The organism is Nostoc sp., assembly GCF_036917975.1.
GTDB lineage: Bacteria > Cyanobacteriota > Cyanobacteriia > Cyanobacteriales > Nostocaceae > Nostoc.
This window is the reverse complement of record NZ_JBALEJ010000034.1, coordinates 1-18,820: the sequence shown is the minus strand read 5'-3', so window position 1 is coordinate 18,820 and position 18,820 is coordinate 1. Positions and strand designations below refer to the sequence as shown.

15 protein-coding genes are annotated in these 18,820 nt (G+C 42.8%); 7 read left to right on the top strand and 8 right to left on the bottom strand.

From position 1 onward, the window contains the following. Positions 1-106 precede the first annotated feature (106 nt). The 5 genes from V7K76_RS14785 to V7K76_RS14765 all read right to left on the bottom strand — a co-directional run bounded on the left by V7K76_RS14785 (position 107) and on the right by V7K76_RS14765 (position 6,688). Entirely contained in the window at positions 107-1,504 is a 1,398-nt protein-coding gene (locus tag V7K76_RS14785; RefSeq protein ID WP_334780018.1) for an ABC transporter ATP-binding protein, read from the bottom strand. A gap of 25 nt (positions 1,505-1,529) precedes the next feature. Beyond that, positions 1,530-3,263, bottom strand: coding sequence for an ABC transporter permease (locus tag V7K76_RS14780; protein ID WP_334780017.1), 1,734 nt, complete (start codon positions 3,261-3,263; stop codon positions 1,530-1,532). Between the two features lie 374 nt (positions 3,264-3,637). Further along, the gene (locus tag V7K76_RS14775; protein WP_334780016.1) at positions 3,638-4,285 is read right to left on the bottom strand and encodes an HAD-IA family hydrolase; all 648 of its coding nucleotides are present in this window, start codon (positions 4,283-4,285) and stop codon (positions 3,638-3,640) included. Positions 4,286-4,568: 283 nt separating this feature from the next. Beyond that, positions 4,569-5,762: an NAD(P)/FAD-dependent oxidoreductase gene (locus tag V7K76_RS14770; RefSeq protein WP_334780015.1), complete on the bottom strand. Its 1,194-nt coding sequence runs from the start codon at positions 5,760-5,762 to the stop codon at positions 4,569-4,571. A 104-nt stretch (positions 5,763-5,866) separates the two neighbouring features. Further along, a complete protein-coding gene (locus V7K76_RS14765) occupies positions 5,867-6,688 on the bottom strand; it encodes an SDR family oxidoreductase (protein ID WP_334780013.1) in 822 nt (273 codons plus the stop codon). Positions 6,689-7,426: 738 nt separating this feature from the next. Between V7K76_RS14765 and V7K76_RS14760 the strand changes: the two genes are divergently transcribed. From V7K76_RS14760 to V7K76_RS14735, 6 genes are all read left to right on the top strand, one after another. After that, entirely contained in the window at positions 7,427-7,705 is a 279-nt protein-coding gene (locus tag V7K76_RS14760) for a GlsB/YeaQ/YmgE family stress response membrane protein (protein ID WP_334697054.1), read from the top strand. 58 nt (positions 7,706-7,763) lie between these two features. After that, the gene (locus V7K76_RS14755; protein WP_334780012.1) at positions 7,764-8,678 is read left to right on the top strand and encodes a general stress protein; all 915 of its coding nucleotides are present in this window, start codon (positions 7,764-7,766) and stop codon (positions 8,676-8,678) included. 649 nt (positions 8,679-9,327) lie between these two features. After that, positions 9,328-12,957: a response regulator gene (locus V7K76_RS14750; RefSeq protein WP_334780011.1), complete on the top strand. Its 3,630-nt coding sequence runs from the start codon at positions 9,328-9,330 to the stop codon at positions 12,955-12,957. Positions 12,958-13,238: 281 nt separating this feature from the next. Further along, positions 13,239-13,844: a vWA domain-containing protein gene (locus V7K76_RS14745; RefSeq protein ID WP_334780010.1), complete on the top strand. Its 606-nt coding sequence runs from the start codon at positions 13,239-13,241 to the stop codon at positions 13,842-13,844. Positions 13,845-13,899: 55 nt separating this feature from the next. Then, positions 13,900-14,505 carry a vWA domain-containing protein gene (locus V7K76_RS14740; protein ID WP_334780008.1) on the top strand — a complete coding sequence of 202 codons (606 nt, stop codon included), beginning with the start codon at positions 13,900-13,902 and terminating at the stop codon, positions 14,503-14,505. A gap of 227 nt (positions 14,506-14,732) precedes the next feature. Then, complete coding sequence (locus V7K76_RS14735; RefSeq protein WP_334780007.1) at positions 14,733-15,128, top strand: salt stress protein, Slr1339 family; 396 nt, start codon at positions 14,733-14,735, stop codon at positions 15,126-15,128. A 90-nt stretch (positions 15,129-15,218) separates the two neighbouring features. Here the strand turns inward: V7K76_RS14735 and V7K76_RS14730 are convergent, their stop codons facing one another. Then, entirely contained in the window at positions 15,219-15,560 is a 342-nt protein-coding gene (locus V7K76_RS14730) for a winged helix-turn-helix transcriptional regulator (protein WP_334780006.1), read from the bottom strand. A gap of 553 nt (positions 15,561-16,113) precedes the next feature. Between V7K76_RS14730 and V7K76_RS14725 the strand changes: the two genes are divergently transcribed. Beyond that, positions 16,114-16,680: a thermonuclease family protein gene (locus V7K76_RS14725; protein WP_334780005.1), complete on the top strand. Its 567-nt coding sequence runs from the start codon at positions 16,114-16,116 to the stop codon at positions 16,678-16,680. A 7-nt stretch (positions 16,681-16,687) separates the two neighbouring features. Here V7K76_RS14725 and V7K76_RS14720 read toward each other — a convergent pair whose 3' ends face one another. Continuing rightward, the gene (locus tag V7K76_RS14720) at positions 16,688-17,569 is read right to left on the bottom strand and encodes a carbohydrate ABC transporter permease (RefSeq protein ID WP_334780004.1); all 882 of its coding nucleotides are present in this window, start codon (positions 17,567-17,569) and stop codon (positions 16,688-16,690) included. Positions 17,570-17,780: 211 nt separating this feature from the next. Beyond that, positions 17,781-18,820, bottom strand: a 1,040-nt coding sequence (locus tag V7K76_RS14715; protein WP_335029852.1) for a formylglycine-generating enzyme family protein, incomplete at its 5' end; no start/stop codon positions are given.

The following is an 18,820-nucleotide window of genomic DNA, read 5'->3' as shown; positions in this document are numbered from 1 at the left end:
GTGCCCCTACACCTTGTGATATAACGTTGTACCCCATCTGAGTGGGAAACGCTATATGTGGGATTAAATAGCCTGAGTAACTATGCCGGAGACAATCTGCCTCTGGTCATTCCATCGACTCAGATTCACTACTTGGCGTTGCTGCTAGTTCTGGCAGGTACAATCTATCTTCACTAGCGTCATACTCAAACAATTCGGCATAACGCCCCCAATCTACGGCTGTGGCAAATTGCCGTTCGGCTTCTTCATGGGGATAGTATTCATCAAGTAAATCGATAAAGAAATCCGCTCGCATTGAGCGATTCCGTTTTTCCCGCAATGTCTGCACCATGCTAACGACGACTGGCACATTTGATAGCACTTGCTGCCGGAATAGGTCTTTACTGCGAAGAATAGTTGTAGTTGCGAAATCTTGTCCAATATCGGTGAGAAAGACATCCCCTTGTGCAACCTCAGCAAAGCCCAACATCACGGTTGCATCAAGCATTGGTAGGAGATCGTCAACGGCTAGCCGGATTCGTTCTGCCAAACGGGGAATATCATCTTTGCCCTCTGGTTGATCGACAATTAACTCCAACAGGCCGCTAATACCGCCGACTCTGACGTGAGGCAGGGGTTTTGCATAGGGCGATTCTTGGATTGCACCAGGCGATCGCGATATTTCTATAGTAGTTGATGTGGTTGATGTGGTTGCTGCAACTGCCCCAGTTACTTCCACGTCTGGGTTAGTCATTACTGTGTAGATATAATCTATCAGTGATTTGAAGCGGATACTGGTGCGATCGTGAGGCCGCGGCAGATCAATCACCACCTCACCGCGAATATGCCCCGGATTTGATCCCAAAATAATTACCCGATCTGCCAGAAACAGGGCTTCTTCAATGTTGTGGGTGACAATCAAAATACTTTTGGATGGAAATGTGCCAGCATTCCATAAATCATCAATTTCCCCCCGCAGGTTCTCAGCCGTCAATACATCGAGGGCGCTGAATGGCTCATCCATAAATAGTACTTGTGGCTCCAGCACAAATGCCCTGGCAAAGCCCACCCGTTGCCTCATTCCCCCCGACAACTCTTTAGGATAGGCACTTTCAAAACCATCCAAACCCACCAAGTCAATAGCTTTAAGCGCTCGTTGTCGTCTCTCATCTCGACCAATACCTTGGGCATCTAGCCCTAACTCGACGTTTTCTTGTACTGTCAGCCAGGGCAGCAGTGCAAAGCTTTGAAATACCATTGCGACACCAGGGTTAGCACCTTGCAGGCGTTTACCATTGCTGATTACCCTACCTTCACTTGCTGGAATCAAGCCGGCCATAATCCGTAGTAAGGTACTTTTGCCACTGCCACTGCGCCCCAGTAATGCTACTACTTCACCCGCAGCTACCGTCAGATTAATGTTGCGGAGAACCTTAAATTCCCCTTTGCCCTCTGGTAGTGGAAAACTCTTATTGACTTGTTCGACAGAGATTAATACGTTATTAGTAACTTGGGTAGAAGTCATGCTTGCTCCTCTAGCGAACGATGGTTTAGAGATGGTATTTGGTTTCTGCTAACTCATACAGTCGTCGCCAAAAAACTCTGTTCAGTCCAACAACGAATAGGCTCATCATTCCAATCCCCAGGGTAATCCGAGGCCAGTCGCCTGCTGCGGTTGCGTGAGCAATATATGCTCCCAATCCGTTAGCAGTCAGGGTAGTTGACCCCCAAGCCACAACCTCAGAGACAATACTGGCGTTCCATGCGCCACCGTTGGCAGTGACACCACCTGTTACCCAGGCGGAGAAGATGCCGGGAATGATTAACTTGCGCCACAGCAGCCAACCACGCAAACCGAGGCTAGTTGCCATCTCGCGCAAATCTGTTGGGACGCTCATCGCTCCAGCAATGGAGTTGAAGAGGATGTACCACTGTGCGCCCAGGGACATTAACAGAATACTACCCCAATCAATGCTGATATGGGAACGGATAAAAAATAGGGTAGCGAAGGGAAAGATAAAGTTTGCGGGAAATGAAGCCAGGAATTGCACCACAGGCTGCAACAAAGTTGCTAGTCGGGGATTAAACCCAATGGCTACTCCAACTGGTGTCCAAACGAGAGTTGAAAATACCAACAATACCAGCACACGTAACAGAGTGAGTAATCCTAGCCCAAAGGTTTTGATGACTTCACTTAGTCCTACTGTTGTGAAAATGAAGTGTAATCCGACAACCAACAGCCCACCAATTACTACCAGGAGGATCAAGTTGTAGAGGCGATCGCCTATTTCTTGCCCACCAGTTTCCACAACACGAGGAATTCGGGGTGGCGTTAGCAATGAGAGAATACGGTTGATACCTTCACCCCAAGGATCTAACACCCGCCCCAGCAGACGCGGAATTCGGGCTGCTTTTAGCAGATCGTAGACCCAGGATTCGGGGGCTTGGGCTGCGGCACTCTGTTCCAGGCGAAACTTATCTGCCCAAGCGACTAAGGGTCGCCAAAATAGTTGATTTACTAGGATAATTACGATCGCGATCGTCAATACCGCCCAACCCAAGGCAGGTAAATTCTCGGCGGTAACTGCCGCTGCTACGTAAGAGCCAATTCCCGGTAGCGTATATTGCTGGTTGAGTACACTGATCGCTTCACTCGCCGCGACAAAAAACCAGCCACCTCCAAAACTCATCATTGCATTCCACAGCAGCCCAATCATGGCTGTAGGAAGTTCTAGTTTGGTGAACCGCTGCCATCCCGATAACCGATAGAGCCTGACGGCCTCATCTAGTTCTGGTGGCAGTGTTCTTAGTGATTGGTAGAATGAAAAGGTCATGTTCCAGACTTGGCTAGTGAAAATCGCAAAAATCGATGCTGCCTCTAGTCCTAATAGGCTTCCGGGAAACAGGGCAATAAAACCTGTAACCGTGATGGATAAAAAGCCTAGTACTGGAACCGACTGCAAGATATCGAGTAGCGGAATCAGAACTCTTTCAGCCCGGCGGCTTTTGGCAGCAATATAACCATAAATTAAAGTGAACAGCGTTGAGTAAAACAGGGCAATAAACATTCGCAGGGTTGAGCGCCCAGCGTAATAGGGTAAATTACGTGGGTCAAGACTGATACCTGGTACTACATTTGGTGGTACAAAGCTCACTAATGTTCCAGCACCGACACGCGCAATTAGCGCCAGCAGTACTAATGTGCCAAGAATGAGGGCAATATCAGCTAGACCAAAAGGAAACCGTCGGAGTGCATCAGGGGAAGGAAAAGTTTGCTTCAGCATTTAACGATAATTAGAGGGCTGGCATACCTTTTTTGAACTAATAATACATTACTGCCCCCCGTGTACAACGGCAATTAACAATTCAAAATTCAAAATTCAAAATTCAAAATTCAAAATTCAAAATTCAAAATTAAAGAAATTTCAGACGGGGATTTAGCGAGAAACGCGGTCTTGGGATGCATCCCAAGTGGAGCGATTTCTCAAGACAAACCCCGACTGAAATGGGTGCTACATGTAGATTGCAGGTTCTTAAACTCTTTAATTTACGATAATCTCGTATCTGGTGAATTAACTCTGCTGCGATCGCTAACTAAGTAGTTTATGTTTTAGCGTATTACAGTTGAGATGGTACAGTTTTCACTGTTGCTCAACCCTCATTTTCCCCGGTTGATCCAAACGCCTCTCAATCCAGCTGCTTTAGCTGCATGATAGTCTTCGACAATGCTATCGCCAATATGCCATGCGGCCTCTGGGGAACATTTATGTTTATCTAAAGCGATCGCAAAAATTTGAGGATCGGGTTTAGCTGCACGTACCTGGGTAGAAATGGTGACGGAAGTAAAAAACTCTCTCAATCCTAAACTTTGCAATACTGAATAAATCCGAGAATCAAAATTGGATAGCACCCCCAAACTAACTCCCAAGCGCCGCCAGTTAGTTAAAGCTGGTAAGACATCGGGATAGACAAACCACGGTTCGCCAGTGCCAAAGTGAATGTAAAGTTCGCTAAAAAAAGCTGAAAAGTCAGAAAATTCCTTGAGAACACCTGCATTTTCAAAAGTGTTCAGGGCAATTATCCGCCACCAATCAAACTCGCGCTGGGGAATATCTTGCAGTTCCGCATCTGGAAATATCGGTGGCGGCGCTGATTTAAAGCTTTGGATGAAGGCTTTATTTAATGTTTCGGTTGAAACTATAACGCCAAATTCTTGGGCTATCTGACTATAGACTTCACCCACACTACCTTTGACATCAAAGAGTGTACCCACAGCATCTAAAAAAATAACTTTCGGTTGTTCCATCAGTGTTGAATTTTAGATTTTGGCTTGTTAGAAAGTTTCTGTGGGTAGAGTCTAGCATCTACTAAATAAGTTGACGGAAATAAAACAAATCATCAAACTTCGGCGGGTTTAACTCCCCGGCTTCTAACAAGCCGCAAGTATGTGTTTGCGGGGTCTAAATCCCCGTGACAAAACGGTACTTCCGACTTCCGACTTCCGACTTCCGACTTCTTTAATATAGATGTCTTGGTTCTTCACCAATCCCCAATGCCCAATCCCCAATGCCCAATGCCCAATCTGAAAGTTACCGAGAAAGTGTTTCTATGATCGGACGGACTAGCCAATTAAAACCAACTTTAAGCTGATGGTCTAAAGTTGGTAGCCTGTATAAATAAGCAGCACGACGGGCGACGTATGCCAATGGCCCATCTAGTTTAATTCCTAAACCAGTGAGAGTAGCATTGTCTATTCCTAGTGCCATCATTTCTCCTAACTGTTGGTAATGGAAGGGAAGAAGAGGGCGATTAGTCAGACTTGCCCAGATATTCCAAGCAGTATAATCAGCTTGTTGGAAAGCCGCTTGTGCGGTAGCGGGGACTTGCTGTCCTTCAGTATCATGACAGTCTGCTAAATCTCCCAAGGCAAAGATTTCTGGATGAGCGATAACTTGCAGATTAGATGTAGTGCTGATTTGACCACGCTGGTTTTGCTTGAGGGAAAGAGATTTGACTACGGGCGCAACCCTAGTTCCTACAGTCCAAATTACCAAATCTACGGGAATCTTATCTAACTGGTTTTTGTACTCTAGGGAAATGGAATTTTGCTCTATAGATTCGACTTTGGTTTCTAAATCAAGAAATACGCCACGGGCTTCTATTGCTTTTTTTGCTGCTTCCCGATTAAACTCTGGGGAAGTTCGCAAGATTTGATCAGCGATTTCAACGATCCGAAAGCGTCCTCTTTCGCCTAGTCTGTCGGCTAACTTACAGGCTAACTCTACACCACTGTAGCCAGCCCCAACGATCGCTACTCGAATTTTATCAGCATCGGATTCTTCTAAAAATCGCAGGCGTTCTTCTAAACGATAGGCATCAGAGATTGTACGGAATGTATAGGCGTAAGCTGCTGCACCAGGTACTAAATCTAACGGTGTCTCACCTCCTAGCGCCAGCACTAATCGGTCGTAAGGGATTTCTGGCCCTTCTTGGATATTTACCCGTTGCTGGTCGATGTCAATTCCAGACACAACCCCTTGATAGAAACGCACCCCAGTGCCTTGTAAAAGTTCTTCAAAGGGTGGGGCAATTTCCCAAGTTTGCAGTTCGCCAGTGAGTAATTCGTAAAGTAAAGGAGAGAATAAGAAGCGATCGCTTTGATCTACCAAAACAATTTCGGGCTTTTGCGTAGATTCCCAAGGTAATTGACTTAAGCGCAGGGCTGTGTATAGACCACCAAAGCCCCCGCCAAGGATACAAATTCTAGAAGTTTGTTGAGTCATCTATTCTATACTATGGGACAGTCAATACTAGTTGGATAGCTAACTTCAGGGTAACTGAAACGGAAAGACCTGGGTGAGATGGTCAACCCAGAATTAGACATTACTCACCCCAACTTAGAGAAAAGAGTTTCCCAGTCAATTACAGACGGTCTTTGTCCTTGGTTGATTATTTCAAAAATTTTCCTAGAACTACTTGGCTGAAAAAGGCATTCCACAGAAGCGCTGGCTACATCAATCCGGCTGGTATCACCTGAAAGTGTATCGCCAGTGCCTACGACCACACCATATTTACCCCCTGTTTTTGCCTTCAGGAGGGTATTGAGGTCGTATGAGGTATAGGGCCCGTCTATCAGCCGTCCTGGGCGGATAATGGTGTAGGGCAATCCTGAATTAATAATGGACTCCTCACCTTTTTGTTTGGCATCCAACACGCCAAAAGCATTAAGAATACTAAAAGGAAACTGATTTTTACGGAGAATTCCACAAGAAGAAACGAAAACGAATCGCTTCAAATTCCGGGGTGCTGCTGCCACTAGATTGCTGACACCTTGGGCATCAACCTTTGCCGGACTATTCTTTGCTTTTGCTTCACTAGATTTAGGGTTAAGGAAAGTGATTCCCCATTCAATCAAGTTTGGGGGTTGGTCAAACTCCCAGCGCGCAGAGGGAAAAGCGGTAGTCCCGGTACAATTTATGATGTGGGTAACATTTTGGGTTGCGGCTGGCAGTGTTGCTGGTTGGCGAATGTCACCAACGGCAATTTCTACTCTCTGGTTAAACATCTCTTCAGCTTTTACGGTATTGCGTGTCAAGACACGAACTTTTAAGCCTTTCTCTAGCAACTTGCCTACCACCAGTTGCCCCACTCCACCAGTTGCACCAGCAACTAGTACCAAATCTTCAACTGAAGTTTCAAAAGAAGTCACGTCGCTTCGCTCCGAATTCAAGATGACGCTCTCTACGAGACGCTGCGCGTAGCTTGCTTCTCTGTAAGAGTACGCGGACTCGCTAACGCTACGCTAACAAAATTCAAAATTAATGATCCCCATAAATAAATTTAGTTGCTCTGTATCATGAGTCATTTTCGGTCATAAAGTGCCCTTGAGATAGTAGACATCTCCGAAAAAGAATTGTTTTGACGTAGCACTGCTACGTCTCTACAAGGGTTCTGGGTAACGCATCTTTAATTTCTGGAGATGTCTAGTCTATTGTTAATCTACTGAAAAAAGGGAGCATCCCAAATGTGCAAGTTATATCAAATTCAGGTTAAAAATTGTCATTGCGAGTGAAACGTAGTGGAGTGAAGCAATCGCAAGATATGGGATTGCAACTCTTGGAGACGCTACGCTGTCGCTTCGTACCCTTCGGGTTCTCCGAAGGAGTACGCAATGACAAATGTGTTCTTGCGAAATTGGGATGTTCCCCTGAAAAAATGCGTCGGGCAGTATTCCTAAGTGCTGGGTAATGAGTGCTGTTAGCAGTAGCGGGGCGTTTAGCCCGTGCTGAGTAAAAATACCAGTCACCAGTCCCCAGTCATTCCTATCAGTAATATCTAAAGATTTTTGATATTAGTTCTCTAGATAGATCAGAAATTTTGCAGGCAAACTTTAATATAAAGTCAGTAAAAAACAAACAAAGCAGATCCTCAAGGAAGGAGAAATTCTATGACTAACATTATTGCTTGGCTGGTTTTGGGTTTAATTGCAGGTGCATTAGCTAAGTTATTTTATCCCGGAACCCAAGGTGGTGGTATTCTCTCCACCATTGTATTAGGAATCCTTGGAGCCGTATTTGGGGGTTATTTGGGTCAAGTCTTGCTCGGAAGTAGTTCAGCCGCCGCCGCATCTGTAGGAGCTTTATCTCTGGGAAGCATTTTATTTTCTGTGATTGGGGCGATGATACTGATTTTCCTTTGGGGTTTACTAACTCGTCGGGCTGTGTAATTACCCCGAATTAGCTAACAGTTTTGGGAATCACTTCGAGCTGCAATAAACCGATAAAATGACACTAGAAAAAGAGCGAAGAACTGTAGGAGTTTTCGCTAGGTATTCCGATGCACAATTGGTACTTCAGGAGTTAAAAGCTGCTAATTTTCCAATGCAGAAAGTTTCTGTTGTTGCACGGAATACAGAAGAACAAAGTGATATTGCTGGTGTTGAAATTAGAGAACACACTAGCAATACATCCTCAGAAGATGCTGCTGGAGCCGTTACTGGTAGTGCTTTAGATGGTCTTACTGGCTTATTGGTCGGTTTAGTACTCTTGGTAATTCCTGGTATAGGCCCAGTCATCTTAGCCGGAGCAGAAGTAACTGCGATCGCTACCACTTTAACAGGTGGTTTACCCACTTTGTTCCTAAGTTTAGGAATTGCGGAAAAGCCAGCACAGGGTTACAGCGATCTTGTCTGTAAAGGTTACTATTTGGTGATAGTAACTGGCATAGACATAGAAATTCGCATTGCTAAGAGGATTTTTAATCGTCGTGATATTCAACAGTGGGGGGCTTATGAGCCATACTCTACCCCAAATAGTCGCTATAAACACGCGCTTGGTGTTTTCTATGCGTGCCAAGATGCCGAAAAAGCGCTTACTGAACTGAAAACTGCTGGCTTTCCAATGAGTCAAATATCGATAGTTACTAAAAATACAAGCAGTCTAAATGATATTTCGGAGGTAAATATCAGCAGTTACCAAGATAACTACACTAATAATTTAGGAATTTCTGACGATCTAGCTAGATATTATGAGCATCATTTGACCCTTGATCGTTACCTATTAGTCTTAAAAAGCACTGATATATACGTAGCCGGTGCAAGAGCTATTTTAGAGAGTAACAAGATTCAACACTTTACTATCTATAGCCCATCTCAACTTGATGCGACTAGAAGCGATCGCCAGGTTATGACAAATTTATAATTCAACTTGATTTTACTATCCAGCTTTTTTAAAGACACAAAATTGTTGAATAATCATAATTAGTGGGGTGGCAAGACTAAAATGTTACAAAAAAAATTGTAGGTTGGGAAGCCACTGCGTTGCGCGGGTTCCCCGCGTTGTAGCAAGTGGCGTTGGAGGCTTTGCGTAACCGAACATCCTGATATCTGTTGGGTTGCGCTCCGCTCCACCCAACCTACGTCTAATGCCTTATTTTAAGCTTGCCATGCCACTAAGATATTAAAATTAGCGTTGGATTATTTTTAATATAATCATAAAAAAACCATTTTTTAATAAAGTATGATGCTCAATTTATAATTTAAGAATAAGTTTTTAATTATCCACTACAAAATTAAATTACAAAATAATGTGGCTGCTTCTTTTGAAAGAAGTTATGCTGTCTAAAGGTTTAGTTTTTTAAATGAGCAGAATGCTAGATAAAGAGATTATTGATATACTTATTTAAGATAGCTTTACATTTCTAAATAAACGAGGATAGAAATAGTAATATTTGCAATCTAAAAAACTAGATAGATTCCATAACAACCTATCCTAATATTGATTTTGGATAGTTAAAACATCATCAGAATAGTCTCAACAACAGAAATAATTTAAATACCTGCCTGGAATAATGTTGAACCGTTTGAGGATTGGAACCAAGATTGGGATAAGTTTTGCCTTGAGTTTGGCAACTCTGACCACCATTGGTCTAATCTCCTACCAAAGCACCAATGAGCTAATTGAAACTTCGCGCAAAGAAAGCCATACTTACCAGGTGTTAAGTCAGCTGGAAGACCTGAACTTACAACTTACAAATGCTGAGACTGGACAACGCGGTTACATTATCACTGGCGAACAACGCTATTTAGAACCTTATAATGCTGCTATTCAAGTAATAAATCAAAAAGTTAAGGAAATTCAAAGGTTAACGGTAGATAACCCCAAGCAGCAACAGCAGCTGGATATTTTACAGCCATTAATCACTCAGAAGCTGGACGAACTTAAAGAAACTATTGATTTACGCCAGAACCAAGGTTTTGAAGCTTCTCAGAAGGTCGTTCTGACAGACCTGGGCAAGCAGTTAATGAGTGAAATCCGTAAAGTTATCCAGACGATGGAACATGAGGAGAATACACTGCTGAAAATACGCTCAGAGAAAGCACGAGCAGCCGCCCAGCAAACGCTTGCCAGTATTGTCTATAGTATTCCCTTATTTTCTTTGCTCTTAGCTTTAATCGGATTCACCCTGACCAGACATATTTCAGCACCACTGAAGCAAGTTTCTGATTTAGCAGAAAAAATGGCAGATGGGGATCTATCGGTAAGTTTACCAGATAGCGATCGCCAGGATGAAATTGGTGTGTTGACACGCACCTTCAACCAAATGATTGTTAATCTGCGAAACACCACTCAAAGAAATGAGGAGCAAAACTGGCTAAAATCTAACTTAGCTGAATTTACGCAGATGCTTCAAGGGCAGCGAAATCTGGAAAGCGTGGCTCGGATGCTCTTGTCAAATTTAGCACCACTGGTTGGGGCCTCGCAGGGCGTTTTTTATGCGATGGACTCTGTAGATGACCAGCCTGTGCTGAAGTTGTTGAGTAGTTATGCTTACAAAGAGCGGAAAAACCTGGCAAATCAGTTTCGCTTAGGTGAAGGATTAGTGGGACAATGCGCCCTAGAAAAACAAAGAATCCTTTTAACAGAAGTTCCTCATGACTATATCCGCATCAATTCTGGCTTGGGAGAAGCACCACCGCTAAATATTATTGTCTTACCTATACTATTTGAAGCAGAGGTAAGTGCTGTAATTGAACTTGCCTCTTTTGGGCCTTTTAACCAGTTGCACCTAACATTTCTAGAGCAATTGAGTGAAATTCTTGGTGTATTTTTAAATAACATCGCCTCACAAGCGCAAACCCAGCAACTACTTGAAGAGTCTGTTGCTTTAACAGAAGAACTCCAAACCCAGCAAGAAGAACTACAGCAAAGCAATCAACGCCTAGAAGAACAGGCGCATGAGTTAGAGGAATCACAATTTCTGGTCAAGCAGTCTAACGAAGAATTACAACAATTAAATGAGGAGCTAGAAGAAAAGGCAGAATTATTAGAAGCCCAAAATCAGGAAGTTGCCCGCAAAAATCAGGAAGTTGAAGGGGCAAGGCAGTCTTTGGAAGAAAAAGCTGAACAATTGGCATTGTCTTCCAAATATAAGTCAGAATTTCTTGCGAATATGTCCCACGAGTTACGGACACCGCTAAATAGCCTGTTAATTTTGGCAAGGCTGCTAGCAGATAACTCTCTCAACAATTTAACTGACAAACAAGTAGAATACAGCCGGACTATTTACTCAGCTGGAAATGATTTGCTGGAGTTGATTAATGACATTCTAGATTTAGCAAAAATTGAGTCGGGCACTATGTCCCTTGATATTGAGCAAATTGCTTTAGTAGATTTGGAAACATCTCTAGAGCAGACTTTCCGGCAAGTTGCCCACAATAAAGAACTCAGTTTTACTATTGAACTGGATGAGAAATTACCCACAACAATTTATAACGACTCCAAACGCCTGCAACAAGTGCTGAAAAATCTCCTAGCTAACGCTTTTAAGTTTACAGAACAGGGAAGCGTGAAGTTACAAATCGCCCAAGTTGATAATTCCATGATTGCTTTTGCCGTCAGCGATACAGGTATAGGCATTCCAGCCGAGAAGCAGAAGATTATTTTCGAGGCATTTCAGCAGGCAGATGGCACCACCAGCCGCAAGTATGGCGGGACTGGCTTAGGCTTATCAATCAGCCGTGAATTGGCTCAACTGTTGGGAGGGAGAATTGAAATAGTTAGCGAACCAGGGCAAGGAAGCACCTTCACCCTTTTCTTACCCAGGCGACAAGAAAAAAATAATAGTCAAAATACTCTCACCACCCCACCCCCTGAGCCAACTACTTCTATCCACACAGCATCGACTATCAAAGATGTGCCAATGGTGGAAAAAACGCCTGCGTTGATAGATACATCTTCATCCGCGAAAGTACTTACTATTTCCCCTAGCGAAATTCCAGATGATCGGGAAATAATTCAACCAGGCGATCGCACCTTGTTAATTATTGAGGATGACGATAAATTCGCCCGCATCTTACTAGATATGGCGCGTCAGCAGGGCTTTAAAACTATTGTTGCTTTACACAGTAAACAAGGTCTAGCACTAGCAGAACAGTTTAAACCCAATGCAATTATGCTAGATATCCACATGCCAGAGATGGATGGCTGGACGGTGCTGGATCGTCTGAAGCATAAACCAGATACCAGACATATACCAGTACACATCCTTTCTGTTGATGAAAGACAGCAACGGGGATTAAATCTAGGAGCGATTACCTATCTACAAAAACCTGTGTCTCCAGAAGCCCTAACTCAGGTATTGACTGAGATTAAAGGCTTTATTGAGCGTCAGGTAAAAAATCTCCTGATCGTCGAAGATGACCCGGTACAAGCTCAAAGTATTATCGAACTGATTGGTAATGGCGATGTCCAGAGTACAGCAGTAGGTACGGGAGCAGAAGCCCTCTCGATTTTGCGATCGCATCACTTTGATTGTATGGTACTGGATCTCGGTCTGCCCGATATGAGCGGGTTTGCCCTCATTGAACAGATCAAGCTTGAATCCAGGCTGTTGAAACTGCCAATCATTGTGTATACAGGCAAAGAACTCAGCCGACAAGAAGAAACCCAATTGCGGGGACTAGCAGAGACAATTATCATTAAAAATGTACGATCGCCAGAACGATTGTTAGATGAAACTGCCCTATTCTTGCATCGAGTGCAGGCAAATTTGCCCCCACCAAAGCGGCAAATACTAGAGCAACTACATCAAAACGATCCGGTGCTGGCTAATCGGAAAATTTTGATTGTAGATGATGACCTGCGAAATATTTTTGCCCTCACCAGCTTTTTAGAAAGCTATCAAATGCAAGTGCTATTTGCCGAAAATGGTAGAGATGGCATAGAGAAGCTGCAAACAAATCCTGACATTAATATAGTTTTGATGGATATCATGATGCCGGAAATGGATGGTTACGAAACCACCCGCGCCATCCGCCAGCAACAACAGTTTCGCTCATTACCAATCATTGCTTTAACTGCCAAAGCCATGCCAGGCGACAAGGAAAAATGCATCGAAGCTGGAGCTTCTGACTACATCACCAAACCTGTAGATACTGAGCAACTGCTTTCACTGCTGCGAGTTTGGCTGTATCGGTGAACAAGTGAATCAATTAGACATCTGGTGAAAATGAATGTAGAGACGTAGCAGTGCTACGTCTCTACAAGGATTTTGGATAACGCATATTTAATTTCTGGAGATGTCTATTGAAGAAGCGGTCTGAGTTTGAACAGACGCGGAGGATGTTTGGCGCGAGTATATTGCCAGCAGGATAGGTACATGATTGAGTAGCATAATTGATACGAAAGCTTAAAATACTTACGGTATCGTCAAATCCGTAGACTAGACTAGAACCACAGGGTAAGAATCAAAAGAAGATTATGATGAGCGATCGCGACTATACCTTAATCATTGACAAAAGCGGTAGTATGTCCACACCCGACCAAGTGGGTGGTAGAAGTAGATGGGAAATCGCCCAAGAGTCTACTCTCGCTTTAGCCAGAAAGGCCGAACAGTTTGACCCTGATGGCATCACTGTCTATGTGTTTTCTGGTAGATTTAAACGCTACGATGATGTCACCTCAGCCAAAGTCGCGCAGATATTTCTCGAAAATGACCCTTCTGGCACAACAAACCTAGCAGGTGTACTCCAGGATGCACTCAATAACTACTTTCAACGCAAAACAGTCGGTAAAAGTAAGCCAAACGGAGAGACAATTTTAGTTATTACCGATGGTGAACCAGACGATCGCAAAGCTGTATTTGAAGTAATTATTCATGCTACTCGCCAGATGGAACGTGATGAAGAATTAGGAATTTCAATCATTCAAGTCGGTTCAGATGCCCAAGCAACTAAGTTCCTCAAAGCTTTAGACGATCAGTTGCTAAGTGTCGGCGCTAAATTTGATATTTGTGATACCGTCACTTTAGACGACTTAGAAGAAATGAGCCTTGTAGATGTATTGACAAACGCAATAACTGACTAATGTGTTGATCGCTCATAGTCTAGTAACTCTTTACTATTAACTGGAGAATTTAATAATGCTGGAAAATCGTGACTATACCTTAATTATCGACAAAAGCGGCAGCATGGCAACCCAAGATCAAAAGGGTGGTAGAACTAGATGGGTTGCAGCACAAGAATCTACTTTAGCTTTAGCTAGTAAGTGTGAGCAATTTGACCCAGATGGCATCACTATTTATGTATTTTCTGGTAGATTTAAGCGATATGAAAATGTGACATCTAGCATAGTAACGCAAATTTTCCGAGAGAATGACCCCTCTGGTACAACTGATTTGGCAGGTGTGTTAAAGCACGCAACTGATGATTATCTACAACGCAAAGCAGCCGGTCAAACCAAGCCAAATGGTGAAACAATTTTAGTGATTACTGATGGTGAACCGGACGATCGCAAAGCAGTCATGAGAGTAATTATTGAAGCTTCTCGCCGCATCGATCGAGATGAAGAATTAGCCATTTCCTTCATTCAAGTCGGCACAGATCCACAAGCTACCCGCTTTCTCAAAGTCTTAGATGATGAACTCCAAAGTGCTGGTGCTAAGTTTGATATCTGTGACACCATTACTATGGAAGATATGGAAGATTTGAGTCTATCAGAAGTGCTACTCAATGCCATTAATGACTAGTACAGCACGGCGTAAATAAACCACCCATTTAAAATAGCCAGAAAGCTTACAAAATAAGCATTCTTTCTTTTTACTTTTGCCTTCTTGTACTAGTACACCACGGCGTAAATAGACATACCATTCAAAATTTCTGAAAACTTTATGCTCTATTCATTTTGAATTTTGAATTTTGAATTTTGAATTCCGCCTTGCGGTACTAGCTATACCATTTATTAGGAATTGCCAAAATGGATTCCATTGATAAGCTATTAGCTGAACTCCAAACTGAATACAAAGAAGTACAACCACAACAGCAGCAGTCAAAATCAGCCACAGCCAAATCGTTCATTCCATCATCGCCAAAGTCGGCATCTTTCATAGATAACCTTTTGGCAGAAGTTAAAGCTGATTTTGCCCAAGAGGATGCTGCTATTGAATTAAAAAAACAGCAAGAACTAGAACAGGAAAGAATTCGACAAGAACAACTCAAAGCCAAACAATTAGAGGCTTTGAAAGTTCAAGCAAAACAATGGTTAGCTAAAGTAGATCCACTTTCGTCTGAAGGACTTTGGTTTGAAAAGTTTGCTGAAAGTTACCCCTCAAAATTAGAGGCAGCAATTGAATATTTACGAAACAACGAATAAAATAATTCGTAATTCGTAATTCGTAATTTGAAGAAATTTGCTAACTCAAATTGAAAGTTAGCAATTATTACTTATTACTTATGCTCAATATTAATGGTGATTTGGTCTAGCTAAATGTTGCACAGCCCATTCATGCATGGCATAGAGAATTGGTTGCAAAGTTTCTCCTAAAGGCGTTAGAGAATATTCTATTTTGGGTGGAATTTGGGGATAAACTTCTCGATGAATAATGCCATCTTCCTCCATTTCTCTGAGTTGCTGAGTTAGCATCTTTTGCGTAACTCCAGGTAAAGCGCGTTGCAACTCACCAAACCGTTTTACGCCACTCATTAATTCTCTAATAATCAAAACTTTCCAGCGTCCGCCAATCACCTTTATGGTAGTTTCTACTTCACAAGTCAGCCTGAGATGGTTTTCTGCTTCAGCTTTCATAGATTTTTTAGGAATAGCCTAACTCAGGTTTGCTGGGTAGTAACGCTATTTATCTGATTATTACTTGTTTTAGGTTTTCCATAACTAGTGTAGCAGTTCTGGGAATATGAAAAGTTTTTCATCAGGCTAGTGGTCTGTCCCGTTAATTTTGTAGGGCTGCTAGATCCCCGACTTCTTCAAGAAGTCGGGGATCTGAACACCATTAACCTCTCAAAACTTTTGGGACGGGCTACTAGACTGTTGAGTTTTTGCACTTTAATAGCAGAAATCTGTCGCATCGGGAGCATCCCAATTTTGCAAGAACATGTTTGTCATTGCGAATGAAGCGACAGCGTAGTGAAGCAATCGCAAGATATGGGATTGCTTCTCTCCACTACGTTGTGCTCGCAATGACAATTTGTAACCTGAGTTTGATATAACTTGCACATTTGGGATGCTCCCGTCGCATCATCTTTTGAATTTTGAATTACCTGTGGCAGTATGTCAACAGTTAACAAATATATCTTTGTATTTTGCTATTATCATCCCACAGAGGTAATGCAGGTAAGTTTGGATGGAGAGATTAACTAAACCAGTGCGATTTTGGCTTTGTGCAACTATCATAATTTGGGGTTTGATGGGCTGCGATCGCTTTATCGGTAATTCTGGAGAAGCAGTTGAGCGAGTGAGTGATGGTGATACCTTAGTAGTCAAAGATACTAACGGTAAAAATTTCACTGTGCGCTTTGCTTGTGTAGATGCACCAGAAATAGCCCATACAAACAAAGAAAAACAGAGTAAACGCAGTAGCGATCGCAATCAATTTACTTGGGGTGTAAAAGCACAAGAACGGGTGCAACAACTGGTACAACAAGGAGGCGATCGCGTGACTTTGAATATCACCGATAGCGATCGCTATGGACGCAAAATTGCCGAAGTCCGTTTAAAAAATGGCACTTTTGTGCAACAGGTATTATTGCAAGAAGGTTTAGCAAAAGTGTATCGTCCCTATTTAAACAAATGTCCTAGCAAAGATTTAGTTCAACAAGCCGAAGCTGAGGCGAAAGAACAACGGCTTGGCATTTGGAGTGATACTAAATTTGTGAATCCTTGGGAATATCGCAGCCTATATAAAAAATAAAGTCCCCCTACTCTTCTCCCCAAGTTTGCAGTTGCAAATACACTAGTACCAACGTCGCTGCTAGTAAAACCGTCGCGGCGGCTGCTGCATAACCAAAATCAAATTGAGCAAAAGCCTCTTGGTAAATGTAGTAAACTAACAAATTAGTCGAATTCAGTGGGCCACCGCCAGTCATCACATAAACTTGCTCAAAACTCCGCAATGTAAAAATCGCGGTAGTGATGATTGCAAATATCACAGTCGGGCGCAATCCAGGTAGAGTAATATACCAAAATTGTTGCCAAGCATTTGCCCCATCCAAATCTGCTGCTTCGTAACGACTGGGCGGAATTGCTTGCAACCCTGCTAAAAAAACTACCATATTGAAACCGAGTTGTTTCCAAATACTCATTAAAATAATTACCGGCATTGCCCAAAATGTGTCCCCTAGCCAAGGTATAGCTGGAATGCTAAAAAAATCTAAAAGTCCGTTAACTGGCCCTGATGTTTGAAACAGCCAGCGAAATCCCAAACCGGCTGCCACAAGTGAAATAATTGAAGGTAAAAAATAAGCACTCCGCAGGATTCCCCGCAAGGGAATGGAGCGATTTAATAGTACTGCCAATCCCAAAGAGATAACTAAACTGGGAATGATGGTAGCAACAGTAAAATAAAAGGTGTTACCCAGAACTTGCCAGAAATCGGGGTTGAGTAGCAAGCGCCAATAGTTTTTTAAGCCTATCCAATAAATACCTTTTAAGGTGAAACTACCGGCGGTGAAACTGAGGTAGAACAAATAAGCGATCGGCCAAATGATAAAAACGCCTAGTAAAATTAGTGCTGGTGTGAGAAAAATCCAGGCTGCTACTGTATCGTTATCCAACCACGACTTAGGATATATTTTTGGCATCTATAATTTTTTCTTTTAGCTGTTATGACCCTCCGCCCTGATTCTACCCTGAGCTTGGTTTCTTCTAGCATTAGCGATCGCTTGGGTAAGCTCTTGGTTCACAATTTAATCTACTCTGTTTTTTGAAAAAAATTAGATTGTTCCGCTTCGCTACACTCAAAAAGGTTAAAGGAAAGAAGGGCAGAGGGCAAATTAGCTCAAGTATAAAGGGTTAAAAAGTCCTCCCAACCTCGCACACCACACGAATACCAATATCGTGGTTGATGAGGTAGCGCTCCGCCCTATTGTCGAGGTCGCGGGACGCAGAACGGCAGTAGATAGGATAGTCGAACCAGGAACCGCCCCGCAGCATTTTATAATATTCATTATCATCTATCCATGCACTTCCATCACTAGGCGCTCCTTTATAGCTGTCATGCCAAGTATCTTCGCACCACTCCCAGACATTGCCGTGCATATCGTATAACCCAAAGGCGTTGGGTGGAAAACTTCCTACTTCTGTTGTTTCTTGACGATTTTTTCCTTTTGGTGCAGAAGCGTAGGTATAATTCCCATCATAGTTAGCTAAATCAGTTGTAATCGTCTCGCCAAAGTAAAATGGTGTCGTTGTTCCTGCACGACAGGCGTATTCCCACTCTGCTTCACTAGGTAGGCGATATTCGCGCCCAGTCTTTTGACTCAGCTTTTTGCAAAAGTCTACTGCATTATTCGAGGAAACTCGCTCTACAGGGCGTTTTTTTCCCTTGAATTTAGATAGATTATTACCCATTATTTGCTGGTATTGTTCCTGAGTCACTTGAAACTTGCCTATAAAAAAAGTAGGCACATTTACAGGGTGCTGTGGTTCTTCATTTTTGGTTCGACCATTTTCACTGGGTGGCGAACCCATATTAAAAGAGCCTCCAAAAATCTCAACCATATCTAAAGTTATGCCATTGCCTAAGTCCTCCTTAAAAAACTTAGCTTCGTTGTTAGAATCTGGTTTAATTACCTGTCCTTTTTCATCCACCGTTACCGTTTCAAACTTAACGGAAATCTCTTCTTGCTGTCTGATTTTATCTTGCTGTTTCCGGTATTCTGCTTCTGAAGATAGTTGAATAATAATTGCTTCAAGTGCAGATGTTTCCGCATCATTTAGTTCTAAAATTCGTTTTTTATCTTGCTGTTTCCGGGATTCTGCTTCTGAAGATGGTTGAATAATAATTGCTTCAAGTGCAGATGTTTCCGCATCATTTAGTTCTAAAATTCGTT

Bases quoted from the DNA above. Each gene is read 5' to 3' on its own strand.
- V7K76_RS14725 (WP_334780005.1), top strand. From the start codon at position 16,114: ATGGAGAGATTAACTAAACCAGTGCGATTTTGGCTTTGTGCAACTATC.
- V7K76_RS14760 (WP_334697054.1), top strand. From the start codon at position 7,427: ATGACTAACATTATTGCTTGGCTGGTTTTGGGTTTAATTGCAGGTGCA.
- V7K76_RS14745 (WP_334780010.1), top strand. From the start codon at position 13,239: ATGATGAGCGATCGCGACTATACCTTAATCATTGACAAAAGCGGTAGT.
- V7K76_RS14785 (WP_334780018.1), bottom strand. From the start codon at position 1,504: ATGACTTCTACCCAAGTTACTAATAACGTATTAATCTCTGTCGAACAA.
- V7K76_RS14775 (WP_334780016.1), bottom strand. From the start codon at position 4,285: ATGGAACAACCGAAAGTTATTTTTTTAGATGCTGTGGGTACACTCTTT.
- V7K76_RS14720 (WP_334780004.1), bottom strand. From the start codon at position 17,569: ATGCCAAAAATATATCCTAAGTCGTGGTTGGATAACGATACAGTAGCA.
- V7K76_RS14780 (WP_334780017.1), bottom strand. From the start codon at position 3,263: ATGCTGAAGCAAACTTTTCCTTCCCCTGATGCACTCCGACGGTTTCCT.
- V7K76_RS14750 (WP_334780011.1), top strand. From the start codon at position 9,328: ATGTTGAACCGTTTGAGGATTGGAACCAAGATTGGGATAAGTTTTGCC.
- V7K76_RS14730 (WP_334780006.1), bottom strand. From the start codon at position 15,560: ATGAAAGCTGAAGCAGAAAACCATCTCAGGCTGACTTGTGAAGTAGAA.
- V7K76_RS14755 (WP_334780012.1), top strand. From the start codon at position 7,764: ATGACACTAGAAAAAGAGCGAAGAACTGTAGGAGTTTTCGCTAGGTAT.
- V7K76_RS14740 (WP_334780008.1), top strand. From the start codon at position 13,900: ATGCTGGAAAATCGTGACTATACCTTAATTATCGACAAAAGCGGCAGC.
- V7K76_RS14770 (WP_334780015.1), bottom strand. From the start codon at position 5,762: ATGACTCAACAAACTTCTAGAATTTGTATCCTTGGCGGGGGCTTTGGT.
- V7K76_RS14735 (WP_334780007.1), top strand. From the start codon at position 14,733: ATGGATTCCATTGATAAGCTATTAGCTGAACTCCAAACTGAATACAAA.